The organism is Mangrovibacterium diazotrophicum (assembly GCF_003610535.1).
GTDB lineage: Bacteria > Bacteroidota > Bacteroidia > Bacteroidales > Prolixibacteraceae > Mangrovibacterium > Mangrovibacterium diazotrophicum.
Genome location: NZ_RAPN01000002.1, coordinates 349,350 through 371,920 on the forward strand (window position 1 = coordinate 349,350; position 22,571 = coordinate 371,920).

Consider the following 22,571-nt stretch of genomic DNA (forward strand, 5'->3'; position numbering starts at 1 on the left):
AACAATAAAAAGCCCCATCCAATGAGGACAGGGCTCAACTATCGATTATTCGTTTTTTATTCAGTTACACCTTTCCAAGTATCGGTCCGAAACGGAACCGCAGGCAGACCTTCCTTATTGTACAAGTTCAGATCATCGGGATTGTTCCCCCAGCCAAATCGCACTGCCACAGGCTTTGCAACTTCTTCTGAAGATACAACAACTGTTTTATCATCAACCAGCTGTGCTTTGGCCCAGTGGAATTGATGATCGTCGCCGGCAATAGCGAAGGCATTTACATAACCATATTTGTCTTTGACCAACAAGCCGCTTCCGGTTTCTTTAAAGTGAATGTATGCTTTGTCACCTTTCAACTCCATCGAGGCAAACATTGGCCCGGAATTCACGACATCTTTTTCGTAAGCGATTCTCAGTGCATTCAACTCCAAACGTTTTCCAACATCTTGCTTGTTACGCGGGTGAATATCGCCAGCCTCGCCGATATCGATCGCCAAAGCCATACCGGTATTGGGCAGGTCCAAAGCCATCGTTTGCGCTTCGCGCAGCTCGGCCCAGGCACTTTCCGCTGGCTGCTCGTCGGCCGCCATAAAGTTCGCCAGCTGTACCCAACAGAACGGGAAATCACCCAAGCCCCATTGGGCCCGCCAATCGGTAATCAGATCTTTAAACAATTTGCGGTATTGATAAGCACGGTCAGCATTTGCTTCGCCCTGGTACCAAATAGCACCTTTAATTCCGTAAGGGATAATTGGCTTTAACATGCCGTTATAAAGTAAGGTTGGCAGATCGTTTGCCCCAAGTTCAACCGCAACATCATTCACTTTGGAAATGCTAAATTTCCATAAACCAGCCAATTTGATCTTTTCATCACCTGACTGCAAATAACAAAGATCATTACCGCCATAAATACCGCCACCGCCGCCGGTGTCTTCCACGCGAACAGCAATCACATTCTTTCCTGCCTTTAAAATGCCCGCCGGAATATCGTACAAGCGGTCTTCGCTATACATTTTGGTTTCACCTACCAACACGCCATTCACGTAGGATTTATCGTTGTCATCAATTTTTGCCAATGCAACTTTTGCAGGCAAAGCTGCCTGTTCGGCTGTCAACTCAACTGTCTTCCGATACCAGCCAATTCCGTCAATATTTGGATAGCCTGCTTCTTCCCAAACCGATGGCGTTTGAATCGAATTCCAGCCCTCGTCGTCCAAATCTAAAGCTGCATAAAGCGCCTTACCATTCACCAGCCCTGCATCCTCCTTCGGTAGCGTTCCACCCAATACCGTTTCAATTTGCTTGGTCCGTTCTGCAACAAAAGCATCCATATCAAAGCTTTTCAACTGATTGAGCTGTTCTGCGAATTCCGGTTCTTTGGCAATCATTTCAGGGCTCATCCAAGTTTCGGCAACTGTACCGCCCCACGAAGTATGGATCATGCCTACCGGCACTTTCAGATCCTGATACAAATTTCGGGCGAAGAAATAACCTACAGCAGAGAAATGAGGAACATTCGTTGGAGTACAAATTTCCCATTCCCCATCACGCAAATCAGTTTGAGGTTCTGTAGCTACTTTTTTCGGAACGGTAAACATACGAATCTCAGGATAGTCTGCATCGGCGATTTCCTTCTCGCTGTTTTTCACGTTTTGCACAATCCATTCCATGTTCGACTGACCACTGCACACCCAAACTTCACCAATTAAAATATTGGATAATTCAACAGTGTTCTCCCCTTCAACGGTTAATGTATAGGGGCCACCGTATTCCATCGACGGTAACTTTACGCTCCAGCTTCCGTCGGAGCCAGCCTTCGTTTTTAATACTTTATCGGCAAAGCGAACGGTGATTTTTTCATTCTTATCGGCCCAACCCCAAACAGGGTTTTCCAGGCCTTGTTGCAGTACCATATTGGAACTGAAAATTCGGGCCAGCTTGACTTCAGCCTTCAGCGTACCGAAAGCACATAGCAAAGCCAGCAGGGTGACTAGTTTTTTCATGTGTTTTGTTTGTTTAAATAATGTACAAGTACATTGAGGTTTCTACTCAAATGCATTCAGAAATTGTTGGACAAGCAAGTTAATGAAATACTTGTTGAATGAGCCAACCTCCGCCTCCTAATTTCGCCATGAATTTCAAGTTTGTCACTCAATGCCAAATTTCACCGGTGGAAAAATTTATTACTTTTAAGCATTATTAATTTAATGCCCCCGCCGAGAAATCCTTCTTCTCACCTTACAAGGCGGGGGTTTTTGGCACAAAAAAAACCGACCTCAAACGAAGCCGGTTTCTATTTTGTAGAAAAGATTGTTCTCTTATTCAATTCCCCTTTGCCCAAAATAAGTGAGCTCCCGCTCGAACTCTTCAACTGAGGGGATGTTGTTAAAATGCCATTTGTCCAGAATGGTACCTTTCTTTAGAAGAATCAGACCGGGATTAGCCCGAACCATCGTTTTCAGTGTAATTTCGTCCGTATTGAAAAATTCAATCGGTAGTTCTTTCTCCTCAGCAACTTCTGACGCCCGATCCAGTTCGGAGGCCGTAAGCCCGATGAAATGCATGCTGTGCTCTTCCGCGTACGCTGTCAATTCCTTGATTCGCTCCAAAGCCGACCAATCAGCTTCATCCAGGTTTTTAGAGATCAGCATAAATGTGTACGCTTCGTCATAAAGAAAGAAGTCCTTAATGTCCTCTCCGTCGGGCGTTTCAATGGTGAAATTATGAATCGGAGGCTCGTACCCTTTTTTAATCAACTCTGTTTCCATCGACACAAACTTCCAGTTCAGCGTGTCCTGCCATGGATAATTTGCTTCGGTGAATTCCTTCTCTTTCCCTGTTTTCAGGTTCTCGTACACAAAAACATTTGCATATTCGTCCTGCGCAGCATCCGCCGGCATATTCATTCCTTCCGGAATATTTGTTCCTATTTTGTAGGGTCTGAAATCGATAATCGGCAAATGTTTGTATGAATAGTCGATCAGGTAAACGAACACAAACACAGTTGCCCCGGCCATAATGGTTGCGATCAACGGAAATTTTGTAGGGCGATAACGCTTGCCAAAAACAACCGTAATGATTGCCAGTGCGAGGAAAAAGATATTCTTATAGAAAGTTCCCCAGTTACTCAGCTTCAGCGCGTCGCCAAAACAACCGCAATCAGTTACCGGGTTGTTAATCGCGACAATCAAGGTAACCACCGTAAAAAAGCTCATGAACAAAAGAGCAAACCAGCTGAAGAATTTATTCAGAACATTCGTCACCAGCGCAATGCCGATAACAAACTCAGCAACCGACAACAAGATTCCCAACGGAAGCGCCAGTCCTACGAGAGCCTCCATATTCCAGGCATGAAAATAGTCGGTAAACTTGTAGGCAGAACCCAACGGATCGATTCCCTTCACAAATCCGGAAAAGATGAAAACCAATCCCAAAAGAACACGGGAAAGGTGCCAGATGTACTTCATAGAGTAGATTTTTTGATGTTTTAAATTAAAACGGGGTTTATGAGGGAAATTCAAGTTTGATCATCGCAAAAACAGCATAATTAATCATGTCGAGGTAATTGGCATCAATGCCCTCCGAAATAATTGTTTTACCTGCATTGTCTTCAATTTGCTTCGTACGTTTAATTTTCATCAGAATCAAATCAGTGATGGAGCTAATCCGCATAAAACGCCAGGCCTCGTCATAGTCGTGATTTTTATTCAACATCAATTCCATCGCTTTGTTGAAATAATGCTTGTAAAGTTCCAGCGTCTCCTCCGGAGTCAGATCATCATTTTCAGAAATACCTTTTTCAAGCTGAATCAAAGCCATGATACAATAGTTGATGATTCCGATATATTCTGAACGGCTGTCTTCGTCCACTTTCATCGTTCCTTTCATCTCGATACTGCGAATCCGTTGAGCTTTGATAAAAATCTGATCGGTCAGTGAACTGGGGCGAAGAATGCGCCAGGCTGTACCGTAATCTTTCATTTTCTTGGTAAAAATGTCCTCGCAAATGCCGATGACATGGTTGTATTCCTGAATTGTTCTATCCATCCTATTTATTCAACAAAGTATTTTTTTGATCATTCACCAAACGCACACCAGCAATTGCTAAAACAAATTAACTCAGTTTTATATCGCTGAAATCCGGTTTCCGAGGTGACACCTCAAGCCCGAATCAGCCATAAAAATAGGAATTAAATGCGTATTTTGACTGCATATTTTTACATTTGTAAGACGCTATGTATAACTTCTTAAATCATCACGATTTATGTTGATAACCGGTTCCGCCAGTAAATTTTTCAAACGTAAAAGTTCCATTACGCTGAATGGCAAATTATTGGATTTAACCAACCCTGTGGTAATGGGCATTCTGAACGTTAGCCCGGATTCGTTTTTCGATGGTGGCAGGTACACAACTGCCGAAGCCGCTGTTGCCCGTGCCGAACAAATGTTGGAAGACGGGGCCGACATCATCGATATTGGAGCAGTCTCTACACGCCCCGGAGCTGAAAATATTTCGACAAAAGTGGAGCTGACCCGCTTGTTACCGGCCATAACTGAAATCAGAAAAAGATTTCCGGAAGTTCCGTTATCGATCGATACTTACCGGTCGTGGGTGGCGCTGCGCGTGATCGATGAAGTGGGTGAATGTATTGTAAACGACATTTCCGGCGGATCATTCGACGAGCACATGTTCGACACCATCGCGAAACTGGGTGTTCCATACATTCTAATGCATATTCACGGAACACAAACCGACATGCACGAAACACCGGTTTACGATGACATCATCAAAGACATTTCGAAATATTTCTCAGATAAAGTCCGCAAACTGACAAAAGCGGGTGTGAAGGATGTTATTCTGGACCCCGGCTTTGGATTCGGCAAAAGCATCGACGACAATTACGATCTGTTAAACCGGCTGGACGCGTTTAAAGTATTCCAATTACCCGTGCTGGTTGGTGTCAGCCGGAAATCAATGCTCCACAAAATGCTGGAGATTGATCCCGAAAACAGCTTGCCGGCAACAATTACAGCCAATACGATGGCTCTGCTCGGCGGCGCAGACATTTTGCGTGTTCACGATGTGAAAGAGGCCGTTCACGCTGTAAAACTATTTAAGAAACTAAAAGAGGTTGCCAAATAGATGAATCTGTTCATTACCATTCGGTTTTTGGATATTCTCGACATTTTGTTGGTGGCTTTCCTGTTGTATCAGCTTTACATGCTGATCAAAGGAACTGTTGCCTTCAATATCTTCATCGGGCTGTTTGTTGTATACTTGTTTTGGCTGCTGATTCGGGCACTCAACATGGAACTGCTGGACACGCTTATGGGGCAGTTCCTCGGTGTAGGGGTATTGGCTCTAATTGTGGTCTTCCAGCAGGAAATACGTCGTTTCCTGTTGCTTATCGGGAGTAATAATCAGGTAAATAAGTTTTTCGCAATGGAAAAGCTTTTTGCATCCGACAAACTCAGAACAGCAACAAACCAACAATTGAAGATGTTGGTAAAAGCCTGCGAAAATATGGCTCGCACCAAAACCGGGGCCTTGATTGTCATTGCGCAGAAGTCGGAACTACGCGAATTTGTTCGTACTGGCGAAAAGATTAATGCCCGCATTTCCGATGCTTTAATTGAAACGATTTTCTTCAAGAATACCCCGCTTCACGATGGTGCCGTCATCATTATCGGAAACCGTATTGTCGCAGCTCGTTGCATCATGCCGATTACCGACAAGACCGACTTAGACCCAAATCTGGGTTTGCGCCACCGCGCTGCTGTTGGTATAACGGAACAAACCGATGCCGTTGCGATCATCGTTTCGGAGGAAAAAGGAAAAATATCACTAGCCCGTGCCGGACATATTCATGTGAATATTTCGCTGGCTGAACTCACTAAAATACTGGAACAGGTTCTTCATCCAACAAACGACGATTTTGATTAAGCATGAAAGAATTTATTGTGTTTAAAGCCGATGGCATCGAAATTAGTTTGTTTCAGTTGATTGTTTGTGCGTCGATCATCGTATCTGCCGTCATCATCACAATCACACTGACACGGCTGACGCGCAAATTCGGAGACAAACACGGTATTTCCCGGAAGTTTATACGCCTGGTGAAACAAGGAATCAGAGCTATTTTCTACCTCAGTGCTTTGGCCGCCATGCTCGAAGTTCTCGACATCAACTACCACAAAGTTTTCGGTTATATTATATACGGGAACGACAAATATACCGTCAAGGTACTCAACATTCTCATCGCGCTCATCATCATTTACCTTACACGAATCCTGGCATTTGGAGTCGACTATGGAATGAATCGACGCATTGAGAACCACCGGATGGATCGTGGCCGGGGAAAATCGTTCATTCAAATTGTGAAGTACCTGATCTGGATAATCGGTTTTTCCATTATCGCGAGTTCATTGGGATTGAACATGACGTTCGTGATTGCGAGTATCTCTGCCTTGTTGATCGGTGTTGGGTTTGGTCTTCAGCACATCTTCAACGACTTCTTTTCCGGCATCATCATCCTTTTCGATGGATCAATTAAAGTGGATGACATTGTAGAAGTTGAAGGTACAATCGGGCGCGTACTGACAATCGGCTTACGTTTTTCCAAAGTACTGACTCGTGACAACGTAATCATCATTGTTCCGAATTCCCGCTTCACAACCGAGAAAGTCATCAACTGGACCCACAACAAAGAGGCTACCCGCTTCCATGTAAATATTGGAGTTGCTTATGGTTCCGATGTTCGGCTGGTCCAAAAAATATTAATGTCGGTAGCCGAAAAACATGACCAAATTGTTAAAATCCCAAAGCCATTTGTTCGCTTTAACGATTTCGGCGAATCATCCCTCGATTTTCAATTGTACTTTTGGACGGTCAACGACTTTTTGGTTGAAAACATTAAAAGCGATCTGCGTTTCGATATCGACGATGAATTCCGGAAAAACAAGGTTGAAATTCCGTTCCCTCAGCGAGATCTTCATCTAAAAACGAAACATTTCGAATAGATTTCCAAAATTGTCTCGGCATCTTAAGAGACCAAAGATTTCAGAATCAAATATTACAAACAATGTCTTCAAAAAACAGAATAACTGAATTATTTCAGATCAAATACCCTATTGTTCAGGGCGGAATGGTTTGGTGCAGTGGCTGGAAACTTGCTTCAGCTGTGAGTAACCACGGAGGCCTGGGCCTTCTGGGAACCGGATCAATGCACCCCGAAACCCTACTCGAACACATTCAAAAAACAAAAGCGGCAACCGACAAGCCCTATGGTGTAAATGTACCGCTTTTCTACCCCGAGATAGAGAAAGTAATGGAGATTATCGAGCAGGAGAAAGTGCCGATTGTCTTCACCTCGGCCGGTAGCCCTAAAGCCTGGACTTCGTGGTTGCACCAGCGCGGAATTATGGTGGTACACGTTGTTGCCAGTGCCTTCTTCGCGAAAAAATGTGCCGATGCAGGAGTTGATGCCATTGTTGCTGAAGGTTTCGAGGCCGGAGGTCACAATGGACGTGATGAAACCACAACATTGACCTTAATCCCCTCCGTTCGGAAAGCAACCGATATGCCGCTGATGGCCGCTGGAGGGATCGGAACCGGCCAGGGAATGATGGCTGCGATGGCTTTAGGTGCTGATGGTGTACAAATCGGATCACGTTTTGCTATTTCGCAGGAATCATCGGCACACGAGAATTTCAAAAAGCTGGTTGCCGAACTCGGCGAAGGTGGCACCAAATTGGCTCTGAAAAAACTCGCTCCTGTCCGTTTGATTAAAAATGAATTTTTCAACCAGGTGAACGAAGCTGAATTGCGCGGAGCATCCGAAGAGGAACTTCGGGAACTACTGGGACGCGGACGATCGAAGAAAGGCATTTTCGAAGGGAACCTCGACGAAGGTGAACTGGAAATTGGACAAATTGCCTCGATTATCGATGATATTCCTACAGTTGAAGAAATTATGAAAAAACTGGTTGACGAGTACCGACAAACACGCCGTTTGATTGTTGAAGACTCTGGATTTGCATTTTAAATACCTATGATTAAATTTTCACGTCATCGTCTGGACAACGGACTTGACATCATTTTATACCCGGATTATTCCACCCCAATGGTTGCATTGGATATTTGCTACCACGTTGGGGCCAAGCACGAAAACCCGAACAGAACGGGTTTTGCACATTTATTTGAACACCTCATGTTTGGTGGATCGAAAAACATTCCCGATTACGATGTCCCGCTTCAATTGGCTGGTGGCGAAAATAACGCGTACACAACCAACGATCTGACCAATTACTATTTGACCTTACCCAAGGACAATATAGAAACCGGATTTTGGCTGGAATCAGACCGAATGCTGGAACTTGACTTCTCGCAGAAGAGCCTGGATGTTCAGAAAAACGTCGTGATTGAGGAATTCAAACAACGGAACCTGAACCAGCCTTACGGCGATGTTTGGGCCTTGCTGCGCGATTTGGCATATAAAGAACACCCCTATCGCTGGACAACGATTGGCAAAGAAATCAGTCATATTGCCGATGCCAGCCTGAAGGAAGTCAAAGACTTCTTCTACCGGTTCTATGCCCCCAATAATGCGGTTCTTGTGGCTAGCGGCCATATCGATGAGGATAAAATTCTGAAATTGGCCGACAAGTGGTTTGGCTGTATTCCAACGCGAAATGTCGTTAAACCTGCCCTTCCTGCAGAACCGAAACAAACCGAGTTCCGGGAATTGACGGTGGAACGCACCGTGCCGGACAATGTCCTTTACCTGGCTTTTCACATGGGCGACCGTCTCAATCGCGAATACTACGTTTGCGACATTATTTCGGATGTGCTTTCCGGGGGAAACTCGTCACGTCTGTATCTAAAACTGGTTAAGGAACAACAGTTGTTTGTCGAGCTGGATGCTTACATTTCCGGCGATCACGAGCCGGGCTTGTTTATCGTCTCCGGAAAACTGTCGAAAGATACCTCCATCGAAAAAGCCAAAACCGCCATTTGGGCTGAATTAGAGATCATGAAACAAGATCTGGTTGATTCTGCTGAATTGGAGAAAGTGAAAAACAAACTTGAAGCCAATCATATTTATGCTCAAATGGGTTATATGAACATGGCTCAGGAACTGGCAACCTACGAAAACATCGGTCAGGCTGAGCTCATGAATGATCAACTGGATTGGTACAGAAGTATCACAGCGGAAGAGATTCAACAGACCTCGCAGAAAATCTTCAGATTGGAGAATTGCTCACAATTAAATTACCTCGCCAAATGATGCCGAACAGACTACTAGAACCCGCACTACACAAAATTGAGAAACCGGATCTCATTCATCCGGCGAAATCGACCTTACGAAATGGAATCCCCGTTTTTGCCTTAAAAGCGGGGCAACAGGAAGTTTGTAAAATCGACTTCGTCTTTGAAGCCGGTATCTGGCAGCAACAAAAGCCGTTGTTGGCTTCGCTTTCGAATGCGATGTTGCAAGAGGGATCAAAGAATTATACAGCGGCACAAATTGCCGAGTTTTTCGACTTTCACGGGGCTTACCTACAGCTCACTGCTGATTACCATAACGGAACGGTAAGTGTCATCACACTCGAGAAACATGTCGATAAGTTGCTCCCTGTTATTGAAGACCTGATCAAGCATTCCATCTTCCCGAGTTCCGAATTCCAGACGTTATTGAAAAGACGCAAACAACGATTCTTACTCGAAACTGAGAAGGTTAAAATTCTCTGCCAGAAGAAGTTTTCTGAAGTTTTGTTTGGTCAGGGACATCCGTATACCCTTGGTTTGAAAGCGGAAGATTTTGACAACGGAGAAATCGAGGACTTTGTCCGTTTTTACAAGCAACATTATCATTCCAAGAACTGCGAAATCCATCTTTCGGGTCAGTTCTCCGATTCGATTGTCGATTCGCTGGACAAATACTTTGGTTCAAATGACTGGGAAGGACAAGCAACTACTACAGAAACCAAAGAAATAATTGCGACATCAGAAGCATTGGTGCGGATAAACAAAGAAAATGCAATTCAGTCTGCCATCCGAATTGGGAAGTTGTTGGTTGAAAAGCAACATCCCGACTACTTTGGGTTGCAAATTCTCACCACCATATTGGGTGGCTATTTCAGCTCGCGTTTGATGATGAATATCCGCGAAGACAAAGGGTACACCTATGGAATCGGTGCCAATTTTGTGAGCCTAAACCAGGCTGGGTACCTAATCATCACCACCGAAGTGGATAAACAATACGAAAAGGATACCCTGAAAGAAATCAAAAAGGAAATCGATTTATTACGTACTAAACTTGTTTCGGAGGAAGAATTAAACCGGGTGAAGCAATATCTGGTGGGTGAGTTCTTACGTGAATTTGATGGCCCTTTCTCCTTGTCTCAGGCTTTTCGAAATATTCACGATTTCAACTTGGATTATTCCTTTTACGATAAGTATTATGAGACAATTCAATCGATAACACCACAGCACCTTCAGAATCTGGCATTAAAATATCTCAGTACTGAAAGCATGCATACGGTTATTGCAGGATAGTTACAACGGATTCGATTTTCTATTATAGATCGATAAAATAATAGCAAAAAAATAGCCTTGGGTGTCCCCAAGGCTATTTTTATATCTTGAAACTTCCGGCAATTACTTCACCATGAAAGTCACTCTTCTTGCTAATTGACGAGCTTGAGCCGAAGATTTATCAACGCTTGTATCTTCACCTTTACCTACAGCGCTCAAACGAGAACCATCGATACCAGCTTCAGTCAACAATTTAACAACTGCATCAGCACGTTTTTGAGACAGTTTTTGGTTGTAATCATCTGAACCCAATTCATCAGCATAACCTTGAACTTCAACAGATGCTCCTGTATTTTTAGCCAGGTAAGCTTTCATGAAGTTAACTGAGTTAGCCGAAGCACCTTGTACTTTTGTGCTGTTGAAATCGAAATAAACATTGATGTAACCGTCGTTAACCAATTGTTTTACGAACTCATCATAGCTAGTAGGTTCAACATTTTTCAATGCATCAACATCTTTAGCAATAGCATCAACATCACCTTTTGTATTATCCAAATCAGATTTGTTAGCTTTACCGTCTTCAAGATCAGTTACGCGTTTATCCAAACCAGCGATTTTTGAATCCAATACTTTATATTTTTCATCGTCTCTCAAGTACCAGTCAGCGTGAGTCTTGTTTTTACCTAAGTAAATAGACAAGCCGATTGTACCGTTGAACACCATACCTAAGTCTTTTGTGTTGCCGATTCCACCATCAAAACCTTCGTTTTGACGAATGTTAGCTACAGCAGAACCATCCAGATTCAACGCAAGACCGTCAGACAAACGAATTTGTGCAGTTAATCCTGTCAATACATTACCAACCCAGTCGTTGTCGATGTTTGTTCTGTCATAGTTCAAATAACCTACTCCAACACCACCATGGCCTAACAGGCCTAAAGTTTTCGTCCAGGTTTCGAAGTTCATCATACGACCAAGATTCAGAACACCTTGCAAGCCGAAGCGATACGAGTTAGTCTCGAAAGCCATGCTTTCATCAGCTTCCTGAAATTTGTTGTACCCGAAGTCCAGTTTTAAACCAAAATATTCGCTCATCATGTAACGAACACCAATTTCACCAACTAAAAAGTCTGGAGTTGCAGCGTAGTAACCAGGGGTAAAGTTTTGCCAAGGTTTTGTCAAACCGATACCGCCATCAATTGACCATTTATCGAATTTTGCGCTAAAGTCTGAGCTATCTTGACCGTAAGCCCAAACACTCGCAAATCCAATAAGAGCAATCAGTAAAAACTTCTTTTTCATAAACTAATTTTTAGATATTAATTCGAATTAACTTTTCAAACTTGAAATAAATAATCAGAGTTTTCTCTTCCTCCTTTTTATTTAATTTTAATTCTCTTTTACAAACTTAAATATTGTTGACTCAAACAGACCAATTTGTCTATATGTTATTGATTCAACTTCTAAATTATTGTCGGCACAAAAATAAGAAATGTTCAACAAATAGATTACAAAAACACCTTTTCATCCTATTCTAGAACTTTCTATTATGTTGCGCCTAGCTATTCAGATCATATTTTACAAAGTAAAAATACTGAATCTTTAACTACTGATTTACTTAAATGAAGAAAGATTTTTGAAAAAATTCATAATATTTATTAATAGACAGCGGCTAATCATTTTGTTTACACAGCCTTACGAACTATTAAAGCTATGAAAAATTGAGCAAAACAATAACATTTTTTATAAGAAATAGCCGGCAATAATCCCATTATTATTTTAATCTTAAGATTCTCCAAGTCTCAAATGACGGTAATCTTCAACGAAAACACGCCAATCAGATGGGACATTCTCTAAAGCCATGTCGCCAAATCACTTACACGTAAATCAATCATAATTCCTAATCTTCAAGTTTTACTGTCTTGTTCTCAAACTTGCGTTCAGAAAGTCCGGCTAAAACTCCTAATACAATAATCAATACAATTGAAAAGTATACACCGGAAGGCACGGGAGGTGGATCTCCCTGTCCATAAGAGTGCATCCCGGAGAGATAGTAGTTAACACCGAAGAAAGTCATTAAAACAGAGCTAAAACCAACCAGAGCCAGCAAGCTTAGCACAAAATGATTATCCATTCCGGGCACTTTTCGCAAGTGGATAATAAAGCTGTAAACCAAGATTGTCACCAAAGCCCAGGTTTCCTTTGGATCCCAGCCCCAGTAACGCCCCCATGATTCGTTGGCCCATACTCCGCCAATAAATGCGCCGATTGTCAGCAAAACCAAGCCAACAATCAGTGACAACTCGATGACAATAGCCAATTCTAAAATTGTGAAAGAAGTCGTCTTAACGTTGTTTTTCGTTCGTAGGATCATGATTAATAAATTCAGCATCCCCAGGAGAGCCCCAATACCCAAGAAACCGTAGCTTGCTGTTATTACAGCAACATGCACAATGAGCCAATATGATTTTAATACAGGCACCAAATTGGTAATTTCCGGGTTAAGCCAACTCATTCCTGCCACCATCAAAATGAGAGACGACAGAATTAACGTAACAGACAACGTTATCTGTGATTTTTTAATAAAAACAAAGCCAGAGAGTAAAGTTGCCCAACCAACGTATAGCAGGGTTTCGTATGAATTACTCCATGGAGCGTGATCTGAAATATACCAACGAATTGCCAAGCCACCTGAATAAAAAAGAAATAAGACAACTGCGATCCAATTTCCGACTAGCAATACTCCTCGTACATTCAATTTATAGTTGAAAACATGCAATAAATGAACGATGAGCAGCGCAATTCCCAGCAAAGCACACAATTTTGAAAGCCAACCAAAAATATTCAGGTTATTGTAGAGGATTTCCATTCTGACTTTCGCCGTTGGTAAAATCAACTCGGAACCATTCTCATGCTGGAATTGAATTAATTTATCCAGGTTTTGATCTGCCGTTGTGTAATCTCCCGATAGCATTGCCTGTTGCAGGCTCATTTTGTAATTAGTGAGAAGTAGATCTTCGGGTGCTGGATTAGACCTTTTACCGGAGAAATAGTCATCTTCGGTATGCCAGGTTTGATTGGCATCTTCTTTATCCGGGAAAACATTCAAAAATCCTCCGTTATACACCTGGAAACAAATGTTAACCCGCTCGTCAACATTAATCACTTCTTTATCAAACTTATTCCGGTTATTCGGCTTTTTCTGATAGGCTTCGTCAACAAAAGAGCGAAGCTTGTAAACACCCTGTCGCATATCGACCAGCTGGTTGAAACTGGCAAAATTTCCTTTGACTCCTAATTTAGATGCTAAGTCAGAATTGGAAATCTTTATCATCGGCTCATTTTTCCACGCTTCCGGCATAACCGTCATCCCCATAAAAACCTCCGTTGCAGAAAGCCCCTCGTAGGAATTCTTGCGCGTCAACTTTCGCAGAAGTTCCGAAGCCAATGTATTCAGTGGCTCCACACGCCCTTTCCGATCCTGCACAAGTAGTTCATTAATAGACTTCAAGTGCGATTTGTCGATCTGCATTTTCGAAGCCTGCGCATTTACAATTGCCGGACTCAAACAAAAGAGCAATGCTAAAACCGCTAAATTCTTTCTTTTCAATTCTTTCACTCTTGAGGCACTTCTCAACAAAAATTGAAAACGGCTCTTTTTATTGAAAAATGAGAATACCATTCCGAAAGACATCAGGAAATAACCGAAGTAAGTAACCATCGTTCCCAAACGGTCAAAGCTCACCGACAATACAGTCCCCTTTTCATCGGTGTCATAGGAAGATTGGAAAAAGCGATAGCCGCCGTAATCCAGAATGTTATTCATATAAATCCGATATGGTTTTTCAATCTTAGCGTCAGAATCGATCAATGTTACTTCGCTCGCAAACGACGATGGACTCATCGATCCCGGATAACGTTCCAATTGAAACTCATTAAGTTTAATCGAAAAAGGCAATTCAATCATTTTAGCACCATATTGAATGCGGAACTCGACGCCATTTAAGGATTGTGTCAATGGTCGGCTCACCTGCCCCTTCTGCCCGTAAACAGCAACCTGGCGACTCTCATCCCCGACGGTAACATTCATCAACACCGCATCCCCAAGCCCACTGTTTGACTCATCTCCTTCTGAGAGTATTTTCCGGCCCCGAGGCTTGTAGCCGCGAAGGACAAACATATCTTCGCCTGCACGGAACATATTTTGTGTCGTCAGCGGATATTCGTTGCCGGGAAGATAGGGTGCTGTCTGCTCTCCAGTCATTTTAATCACATTAAGGGTGTCTGAAGGAATAATTACCAATCCAGGTCCAACTCTCTTAATCAAAACTAAATGTGGAGCATCTGCTCCTTCAAATGATAGCGAGAAGTCATTGAATCGAATAGATTCGTCCAACGACAGCGCAATATTTTTCCGTTCTCCTCCATCGAGTACCAGTAGTTCAATCGTTGGTGATCCTGTCTCGTCTGCTACAACGGTTTGTACCCCATTCGGAACAAAATCCAAAATCTCCAGATTGACTTTCTTTCCTCCGACCTCAAGCGACTTATCGAAATTTGCATAGGTGTAGGGAGACAACGACACTGACCAATCTTCGTATGCCTGCACTCCGGTATTGTCCTTAGCTTCCAACTGAATGTATGTTTGAGTAGTCAGCAACTCGTTACTCGACTCCCCTTGACGGATATGCATCATACCTTCATAACTGAAAAAACGGGTAATCCCCGCTCCTAGTAAAATGATGAGAAATGCCAGGTGAAACAGTACCATACTCCACCGTTTTAATTTGAAGGCCTTGTAATAAAACAAACCACCTATTAGGTTGATTCCTGTCAGAACTAGCAAAATTTCGAACCAGGTAGCGCTATAAATCAAGATTTGAGCTGTTTGCGTTCCGTAATCATTCTCCACAAAAGTTGCATATGCTATTGCAACAGCAAAAACCACCAGCAAGCATGAGGTAGTCAGCATAGAAAACAAAACAGCAGATAATTTTTTCATAATAATAAGCTTGAAATAAGTAGTTTAAGAGATACTAATTGGGGACAGGCAAATAAAAAAAACTCCTTTGTTTGGATCGCAAACAAAGGAATTTTTCAGTTTTGGTTTTTCAATCTAAAATTTACTGTTTTGAAGGATCCGGGTGAGCAATCTTCTTGCTGTACTCCGCGTAATTAAATCCTTTGAAGTTTGGACTTTCTGAATTGTGACATTTTTTACAAACGTCCTCCGTTGGTAGAATCATACCTTTTGTTAAAGCCAACTGCTGATTTTTCATAATACCAGCAGATTTATAGATACTACCTGGTCCGTGGCAAGACTCGCAAGACACTCCTTCTTCTACGGTAATTGTAGCGATTAAACTCTTATCAACACTTGCTGCAGTTGAGTGACATTTTAAACATTTTGGATCTTCTCGCTCTGCACCCTTCAAGCTTTCCATTGCTTTTGCGTGAGGGCCGGCTTCCCATTTGTTATACTGCTCGCCAGTAGTTGGTTTATTGTGACACATCTTACACTTGGAAGCACCGATGTACTTAAAACTTTGTGCTGAAGCAAACGAACCGATTAACAAAACCAGTCCAAATAAAAGCATCAATTTTTTGTAGTTCATAACTTCATTTTTAGTTGATTAATATTTTAATTTCAATATTTCATAAATCATGCCATCCCCACGAAAACAGAGCTTTCAGAATTTTAAAATTATAACATAAATCCCAACGCTCAAAGCTAATGGCCAACTTTCATCACCGGACCTCTTTAATAAAGTGCGGCATGGCAGGTTGAACAGTTCTCCGTCCGCCATTCTTCGTCAATATCAACAGGATGTACAAAATCAAGCGATTCGAAGGAAGCAGAATAAACCATGTTATCGGGCGTTCCCTGGGCCAGAATATCGTGACATAAGTTACAGTCCTTTGAAATCACGGTTCCCGACTCAGTCGCGTGACGATCATTGTGGCATCTGAAACAACCATCCGTTTCCATGTGACCAATATTGTTCGGGTACGATTTCCAGCTTGCTTTCATCTCCGGAAAGATGTTGTTGGCGTAATCATTCTGAATTTCAGCAATAGCCTGCGCAACATCTGACTTCCGGCTTTCCAACAATTCAGGATCAGTCATTTCATAGTACTCTTTAACCTGAGCATCAATTGCGAAAAACGCACTGTCCTTAGTTGGATAATCCTGATTCAGGGCAGTCATAGCCAGCAACTTGATACTCGGCAATGTTTTAGAGATTTTACCTTCTGCCAATGACTTATCGATAAAGTTTTGCGGCACTTTGTAGTCATGAGATGGCCGGTTATGACAATCCAAACAGTCCATTACCCGGGTTTCCATCGAGTCCAGCTCTTCCGCTGTAACCGGATTATCACTGTCTGTGAAAATATGGGACTCTCCTGTTTTAACATTGGTATATTTCACCCAAGGAATCACTTGTCTTTGAGGATCCGAAGTCTTGTATTCAATTTTTACGTCCGGACTAATGTGCTGGTGAATACCATTTTCCAATCCGTGCCCGGTAACTTTCGAACTCGTTTTAACTTGAAGTTGAATGATATTCTCGGTGTTTTCGTCATCCGCTAAAAACGAATGTTCAACACGCATTTTACGATCATAAAATTTCTCAGGCCAATGACACTCTTCGCAGGTTTCCTGCGCCGGTCTCAAATTTGCGATTGGTGTTGGAATTGGCGTTGGATATTTATTGGCCAAAACCGAATAAACCTGGTAAAGACCCGACATTTTACTTTTGACGTACCAACTGGCTCCCGAGCCAACGTGACATTCAACACAGGCAACACGCTCATGCGATGATCCGTGATAAGTCGTGTATTCCGGCTCCATCACCTGGTGGCACAATTTGCCGCAAAATTCAACCGACTCGGTATAATGGAAAGCTTCGTAGCTCCCAACCGATGAAATGATCAATAGAAAAACCGTCCCTACAATAAAGATGATGGATGCATTACGGACAGCAATATTATTGAAATCGATTATCGGCCAGCTCAGACTTTTACCTTCCGCCTCAGCCTTGCGGGCCTTCTTTCGATAGATTCGCATACCGATCGGAATCATAAACAAGCCCACAAACATAAATACCGGCAGAACAATATAAATGAACAACCCGATATACGAACCACCGAATCCAAAGAAATAGTTGAGCAACATCAACGAAAGGATCGAGGCCAGGTTGAAAACCGCCAATACTGCACCAGTGATCGAAATCCAGTTTTTAATTGATGAAGGGAGTTTCATATTATTTCATTTCAAAGTTATGGTCTTCAGGTCTTATACAATTTTGTAAAAAATATGCTAATATTTCAAGCTAACTCCTTTATTTATAATTGTTCCACACAAGACACAATAACGAATTTATGATCATTATCTTTAAATCAGAATCGCTTAACTAAACCCATCAAATTCACTGCAAAGCAATATCGATCAACCACATAAGTAATCAACCAGATTCCACCCGACAAGTGAACACTCAAGAAACGATCATCCTTTTCTTAGTGAAAGATCAGTGAATAAGTGATTAATATCACCATTAGTATTCCCGCGAAAAGTGCGATGTAGCCAAAAAGCTTAATTATCTTAAGTTTTTGAGGCGGAATCTCAGATTCAACCGCCAATTCTTCGAGCTTGCCCGATGCTTTTAATTCTTCATAATCGCGAGGCCGATCTTTCTTATATTCCTCCAGCGGCACCTTGCCCGTGAATATTACGGTATCCATCGGAAAAGACTCCGGTCGAAGATGCGTATTGAAAAAGTGAATGGTAAAAATGAAGCCGACAGCCAGCAACGCTTCATCACTGTGAATGATTTGCGCAACATTGATGAGCCAGCCCGGGAATATCTGCGTGAAGAATTCGGGGAACCAAAGCATCAAACCAGTCGATCCGATGACCACTACCCCCCAAAACACCGCGAAGTAGTCAAATTTTTCCCAATACGTCCAGCGGCCATAAGACGGCTTTGGCCCAACTCCGGTAAACCACTTTATCGAAGCCCAAAAGTCTCTCACATCCTGCCGATTAAACATCAGCGAATTAGGGCCAAACACCAATTGGCTAAATTTAATTCCTCGCTTGCGCTTCGCCTTCAACAGAGACACAACATGATAGGAAAAATAGCCAAACGTGACAACCGCCGCCATCCGGTGAATCACCCCGGCAACAAAAGCTCCCCCAATCAAATGAGCAATGAACTTCGCCCATTCCATATAAGCGAATTTCAGCACCATCCCGGTCAATGCAAGTAGAATAAAGCTTACGATTACGAAGATGTGGGTAATGCGTTGACTCTTCGTAAACCTTGTTACGTAAACCTGCTTTCCGTTCTGTTTGGGATGCTCCCGCTTTTTAATCATCGCACCAACAGAACGAGGCAACCACAACAACGTGTGCAAACCGAAAAACGCGAATACACTAAGCAGCAAGGTCGTCATGGCCCAGAAGGTGTAATACAGCCAGGGGAATTTACTCCGATCATAGTGCGTTGCGTGCGTCAGATAGCCGGTAAACTTCATGTTGGCATCATCATGACATTTCCTGCAGGTACGTACAATATTTCGAGGGCCGATTGTCGAGTTCGGATTATCCATCCGAAGGATGTTGTGCGCTCCATGACAGTCAGAGCATCGCGCAGCATCCAGGTAGCCGAGTTGGTAAGCCTTACCGTGATAAGTATCCAGATAAGTCTCGGCCAGCTCTTTATGGCATTTACCGCACTGTGCCGTTATCTCGGTCATAAACTTATCCTGGTGTACTTCGGAAATATGATGCGCTGTGTGACAGGTTTCACAGGTCGGAAATTCCAGTTTTCCTTTACTTTCCTGGTAAGCGTGGTCGCTAACCCGGTATTCGTCGTAAATTCCTTTGTGGCACCGTCCGCAAGTTGCTGCCAGGTTAGCCGGATAGATGGATGAACGCGGATCTGATTCTTTCAACTCAGAGTGTGTTGTGTGGCAATCAATACACACTGCAACCGACAACAGCCCTTTTTCGGCCAGGCTCTTCCCGTGAACACTTGTCGAATAATCCGCCAGTGCGTCCTGCTCCTTCAGCTCTGTTTCCTGCAGCGCCCGACCATTTTTCCGGTGACAGGAACCACAAAGCTTTGGTATCGAAGACCGGAAAACCGAAGCTGTTTCGTCGGATACGAGTTTCACCAGATGCGTTCCGTGACAGTCGGTACAATAGGGTGCGTTTTCGTGTTTGTTGAAATAAGCCTGCCCGTGTCCGCTCGAAAAATAAACATCGGCTTCTTCAGCATGGCAATTCGAACAATCAACTTTCCCGGCCGTTTCGCAAGGTCGCTTTAAATTTGCCGTAACGTCGGAGTGGCACTTCACACAGGTAATGTTGTTGTGCGACGACTTTGCCAACTGCGCAACCTCCACATGCAGTGAAATGGTGTCGCCAGCCATTATTTTGTGTATGTCTTCTTTTGCGTGACAAACCAAACAGCTCTGGTCAGAAATCGTCTCCAGAATATTTTTCAACTCAACTTTGTGAGGCGGATGGCAATCGGTGCAAGCGGGAATGGCTCCCGGCTTTTTCTCCCATAATTCTTTATTGATCACCTTGATATGAACATCTTCAATTCGGGCATGGCACTGCATACAAGTACGTGCGATATTTCGCGGCGACGTACTCGAGCGCAGATCAGTGTGCGGCAGAATGAGGTGATTGCCGTGGCAATTGTTACAAGTGGCAGTAACAGTCAGTCCACTTTTAAAAAGCCCTTTACCGTGAATACCCTGACTGTAATTTTCGACGATATTGTGTTCCGAGATATTGTAATTATTTGAAACCGGAGCCCCCTCCTGGTGACATCTTCCGCACAACACGGGAATATTCATCTTATAGGTCTGCGAACGCTCATTCGTGGCCCTCAATACCTGGTGTGCGCCATGGCAATCTTTGCACGATGGAGCATTCCTGTCCTTCCCCTCGTACGCCCTTCCGTGAACTCCTTTCAAAAACTCGGTCATCTCTTCATCGTGGCACATTCCGCAATCGACCGGTTGGAGCTTCTCAGGATGAGGGAATTCCTCAACTGCTGCATCTTGATGGCAAGAGGCACAATCAATCTCTTCGTGAACCGAGCCGACCAGCGCATTGGGTTTAATGTAAAGAGACACCCTCTTTCCCGGAACGGTTGAGTACAATCCGGGATCGTCGTGACATAGGAGACAGTCGTCGTTTGTTTGGGCAAAAACTCCAGAAGTAGTGACCGCCATAAACACAAAAAGTAACACCCGGAATATTCGACTTATTCCGCTGTTACTTTCTGCCGGTCGCGTTCCAATTGTTAAATTTCGTGCTCCCATTATTTGGTGAAGTTTTTAATCACCTGCTCCTCAATCTTGCGCTATTTTGTTTTTAATTCATCTATTTCAATTGCCTTTATCTTTCTTATAATGTTCACACTAAATGCATCTTTCTAGACTTTCTCAACAATCATGAAGTGTGATGCCAGCCCGTTACAATACTCTTAAAATTATCCAGCGGCGATTTACCAATCGAGGCAATATACAAGTGGATAATCAGGAAAATAGAAATGAAAAATCCCAGAGCTGAATGGAAAACTGCTGTTAGGAAAATACCGCTCACATTGTATACTTTTTCAATAATGATCTCCGGGAACAAAAGTCCGAAGCCTGAAATAATCACGCAGGGCATTACCGCGTACATTACGATGATGTAAGTGTATTTCTGCAGCGGGTTGAATTTTCTTTTCTCCGACAATGGATATGGCGCTTTCATTCCGTGAAACATCCCCCAGGCATAGTAGTAAGCCTGTTTCATCGGGCGCTTTAAGAATGACTTTGGCTTCACAATGTAAAACTTACCATTCGGCGTAGCCATATTCAGAATGAAATAAACCAGGTAGTTTATAGTTACCACAATACCGGCGACATTGTGAATATCGATTGCTTTATCGAATGAAATCAAGAATTTTGAATCGACTCCTGCATTCATGCTAATACCGGTAAGAATCAGAAGCAATATGCCAATGGCATTGATTCCATGCCAAATACGCAACCAGACCGGATAGTAATATATTTTATTTGCTGTCATTTGATTTCCCCTTTAAAATTCTGAACGTTAGATGGATGAAAACCACTACAAAAACAAGCGCTAAAATCAGATAGCTCAACTTCTGCAGTAGTGGTACCTGATGCGTTCCGATGATGTATGAGTCATTGGAAATAATATTCCCAAACGCACCTCCACCGCGGTTCTGCAAGTTTTCATATTTATACAATGATGCTTTCAATTTCGAGTTACCCGAGTGACATTCCTGACAGCTTCTTGTTGCCTGCGACTTCGGAAGTATGTCATGAGATACCATCAAACTATCGGTAACCTGTGTATGACACTCAATACAACGAACATTCTGGAAATGTAATTCCTGGTTGGGCAGCCAACTATGTACCTGAACCAACTCGGGTTTCTCGCGACCGGCAACCATTTCGTAGCGCTGCATATTTGCATGACAGGTCAAACACATGTCGTTGCTGTACTTTACGATTTCTTTCACGTTGTCGGCATTACGAGCAATTGGCCGGTAGGTATGCTGATCGTGGCATTTTGAACAGCTGAAACTTTCGCCATATGCCTGGTAGTGAACACTCTTCTGAACTTCTTCATCGATCCGCTCAAACTGGTACGAAGCAAAAGCCTCGTCGCCCCCATGGCAATCCAAACAGCTGGCCATTGGCTCCAGCTTTAAATTTGCCTGGTGCGGGTAGGTTGAATATTCGAACGAGTGACAATCCGTACAATCGAAAACCTGGTGAACACCAGTCCGCATGGCCACGGTATCCAGCACATAATAAGGATTCATCATCCTCTTTTCTTCCCGATCCATCAATTCATTGTGAAATGAATACGAAGTATTGGAGTGACATTTCAAACATTGATGCTCCTTCGGATCGTCGTAATACTGAGCCTTCACTTGCGTCAGCGATCCAAGGGACATAACCAGAATTATAAGCAACAAAATCCTCATCGATTCAATTT

The 22,571-nt window shown here is 43.0% G+C and carries 16 protein-coding genes; 6 read left to right on the plus strand and 10 right to left on the minus strand.

The genetic code is table 11. The annotated features are described in order from the left end of the window. Positions 1–56 precede the first annotated feature (56 nt). The 3 genes from BC643_RS17600 to BC643_RS17610 all read right to left on the minus strand — a co-directional run bounded on the left by BC643_RS17600 (position 57) and on the right by BC643_RS17610 (position 4,044). On the minus strand, positions 57–2,000 hold the full coding sequence (locus BC643_RS17600) for a sialate O-acetylesterase (RefSeq protein ID WP_120274580.1): 1,944 nt from the start codon (positions 1,998–2,000) through the stop codon (positions 57–59). Positions 2,001–2,315: 315 nt separating this feature from the next. After that, positions 2,316–3,464: a BT_3928 family protein gene (locus BC643_RS17605; RefSeq protein WP_120274581.1), complete on the minus strand. Its 1,149-nt coding sequence runs from the start codon at positions 3,462–3,464 to the stop codon at positions 2,316–2,318. 37 nt (positions 3,465–3,501) lie between these two features. Continuing rightward, positions 3,502–4,044 carry a DUF1599 domain-containing protein gene (locus tag BC643_RS17610; protein ID WP_120274582.1) on the minus strand — a complete coding sequence of 181 codons (543 nt, stop codon included), beginning with the start codon at positions 4,042–4,044 and terminating at the stop codon, positions 3,502–3,504. Between the two features lie 217 nt (positions 4,045–4,261). Between BC643_RS17610 and folP the strand changes: the two genes are divergently transcribed. From folP to BC643_RS17640, 6 genes are all read left to right on the plus strand, one after another. Continuing rightward, positions 4,262–5,140: a dihydropteroate synthase gene (gene folP / locus BC643_RS17615; RefSeq protein WP_120274583.1), complete on the plus strand. Its 879-nt coding sequence runs from the start codon at positions 4,262–4,264 to the stop codon at positions 5,138–5,140. After that, positions 5,141–5,941: a diadenylate cyclase CdaA gene (gene cdaA / locus BC643_RS17620; protein WP_120274584.1), complete on the plus strand. Its 801-nt coding sequence runs from the start codon at positions 5,141–5,143 to the stop codon at positions 5,939–5,941. It abuts the gene before it with no gap. Positions 5,942–5,943: 2 nt separating this feature from the next. Beyond that, positions 5,944–7,014, plus strand: coding sequence for a mechanosensitive ion channel family protein (locus BC643_RS17625; protein ID WP_120274585.1), 1,071 nt, complete (start codon positions 5,944–5,946; stop codon positions 7,012–7,014). A gap of 62 nt (positions 7,015–7,076) precedes the next feature. Then, positions 7,077–8,039, plus strand: a complete 963-nt coding sequence (locus BC643_RS17630; protein ID WP_120274586.1) for an NAD(P)H-dependent flavin oxidoreductase — start codon at positions 7,077–7,079, stop codon at positions 8,037–8,039. Between the two features lie 6 nt (positions 8,040–8,045). Then, entirely contained in the window at positions 8,046–9,281 is a 1,236-nt protein-coding gene (locus BC643_RS17635) for a M16 family metallopeptidase (RefSeq protein WP_120274587.1), read from the plus strand. Further along, positions 9,278–10,552 (plus strand): M16 family metallopeptidase, encoded by a 1,275-nt coding sequence (locus BC643_RS17640; RefSeq protein WP_120274588.1) that lies wholly within the window; start codon positions 9,278–9,280, stop codon positions 10,550–10,552. Before BC643_RS17635 ends, BC643_RS17640 begins: the two co-directional genes overlap by 4 nt. Before the next feature lie 102 nt (positions 10,553–10,654). Here the strand turns inward: BC643_RS17640 and BC643_RS17645 are convergent, their stop codons facing one another. The 7 genes from BC643_RS17645 to BC643_RS17675 form a co-directional block, all read right to left on the minus strand. Then, a complete protein-coding gene (locus BC643_RS17645) occupies positions 10,655–11,833 on the minus strand; it encodes an OmpA family protein (RefSeq protein WP_120274589.1) in 1,179 nt (392 codons plus the stop codon). A gap of 598 nt (positions 11,834–12,431) precedes the next feature. After that, a complete protein-coding gene (gene ccsA, locus BC643_RS17650) occupies positions 12,432–15,533 on the minus strand; it encodes a cytochrome c biogenesis protein CcsA (protein WP_120274590.1) in 3,102 nt (1,033 codons plus the stop codon). Positions 15,534–15,654: 121 nt separating this feature from the next. Next, positions 15,655–16,146, minus strand: a complete 492-nt coding sequence (locus BC643_RS17655) for a cytochrome c family protein (protein WP_120274591.1) — start codon at positions 16,144–16,146, stop codon at positions 15,655–15,657. Between the two features lie 146 nt (positions 16,147–16,292). Next, positions 16,293–17,795, minus strand: a complete 1,503-nt coding sequence (locus tag BC643_RS17660; RefSeq protein ID WP_120274592.1) for a cytochrome c3 family protein — start codon at positions 17,793–17,795, stop codon at positions 16,293–16,295. A 254-nt stretch (positions 17,796–18,049) separates the two neighbouring features. Continuing rightward, on the minus strand, positions 18,050–20,875 hold the full coding sequence (locus BC643_RS17665) for a cytochrome c3 family protein (RefSeq protein WP_120274593.1): 2,826 nt from the start codon (positions 20,873–20,875) through the stop codon (positions 18,050–18,052). Positions 20,876–21,005: 130 nt separating this feature from the next. Beyond that, positions 21,006–21,626 carry a cytochrome b/b6 domain-containing protein gene (locus BC643_RS17670; RefSeq protein WP_120274594.1) on the minus strand — a complete coding sequence of 207 codons (621 nt, stop codon included), beginning with the start codon at positions 21,624–21,626 and terminating at the stop codon, positions 21,006–21,008. Then, positions 21,613–22,560: a cytochrome c3 family protein gene (locus tag BC643_RS17675; protein ID WP_120274595.1), complete on the minus strand. Its 948-nt coding sequence runs from the start codon at positions 22,558–22,560 to the stop codon at positions 21,613–21,615. Before BC643_RS17675 ends, BC643_RS17670 begins: the two co-directional genes overlap by 14 nt. Between the last annotated feature and the right edge of the window lie 11 nt (positions 22,561–22,571).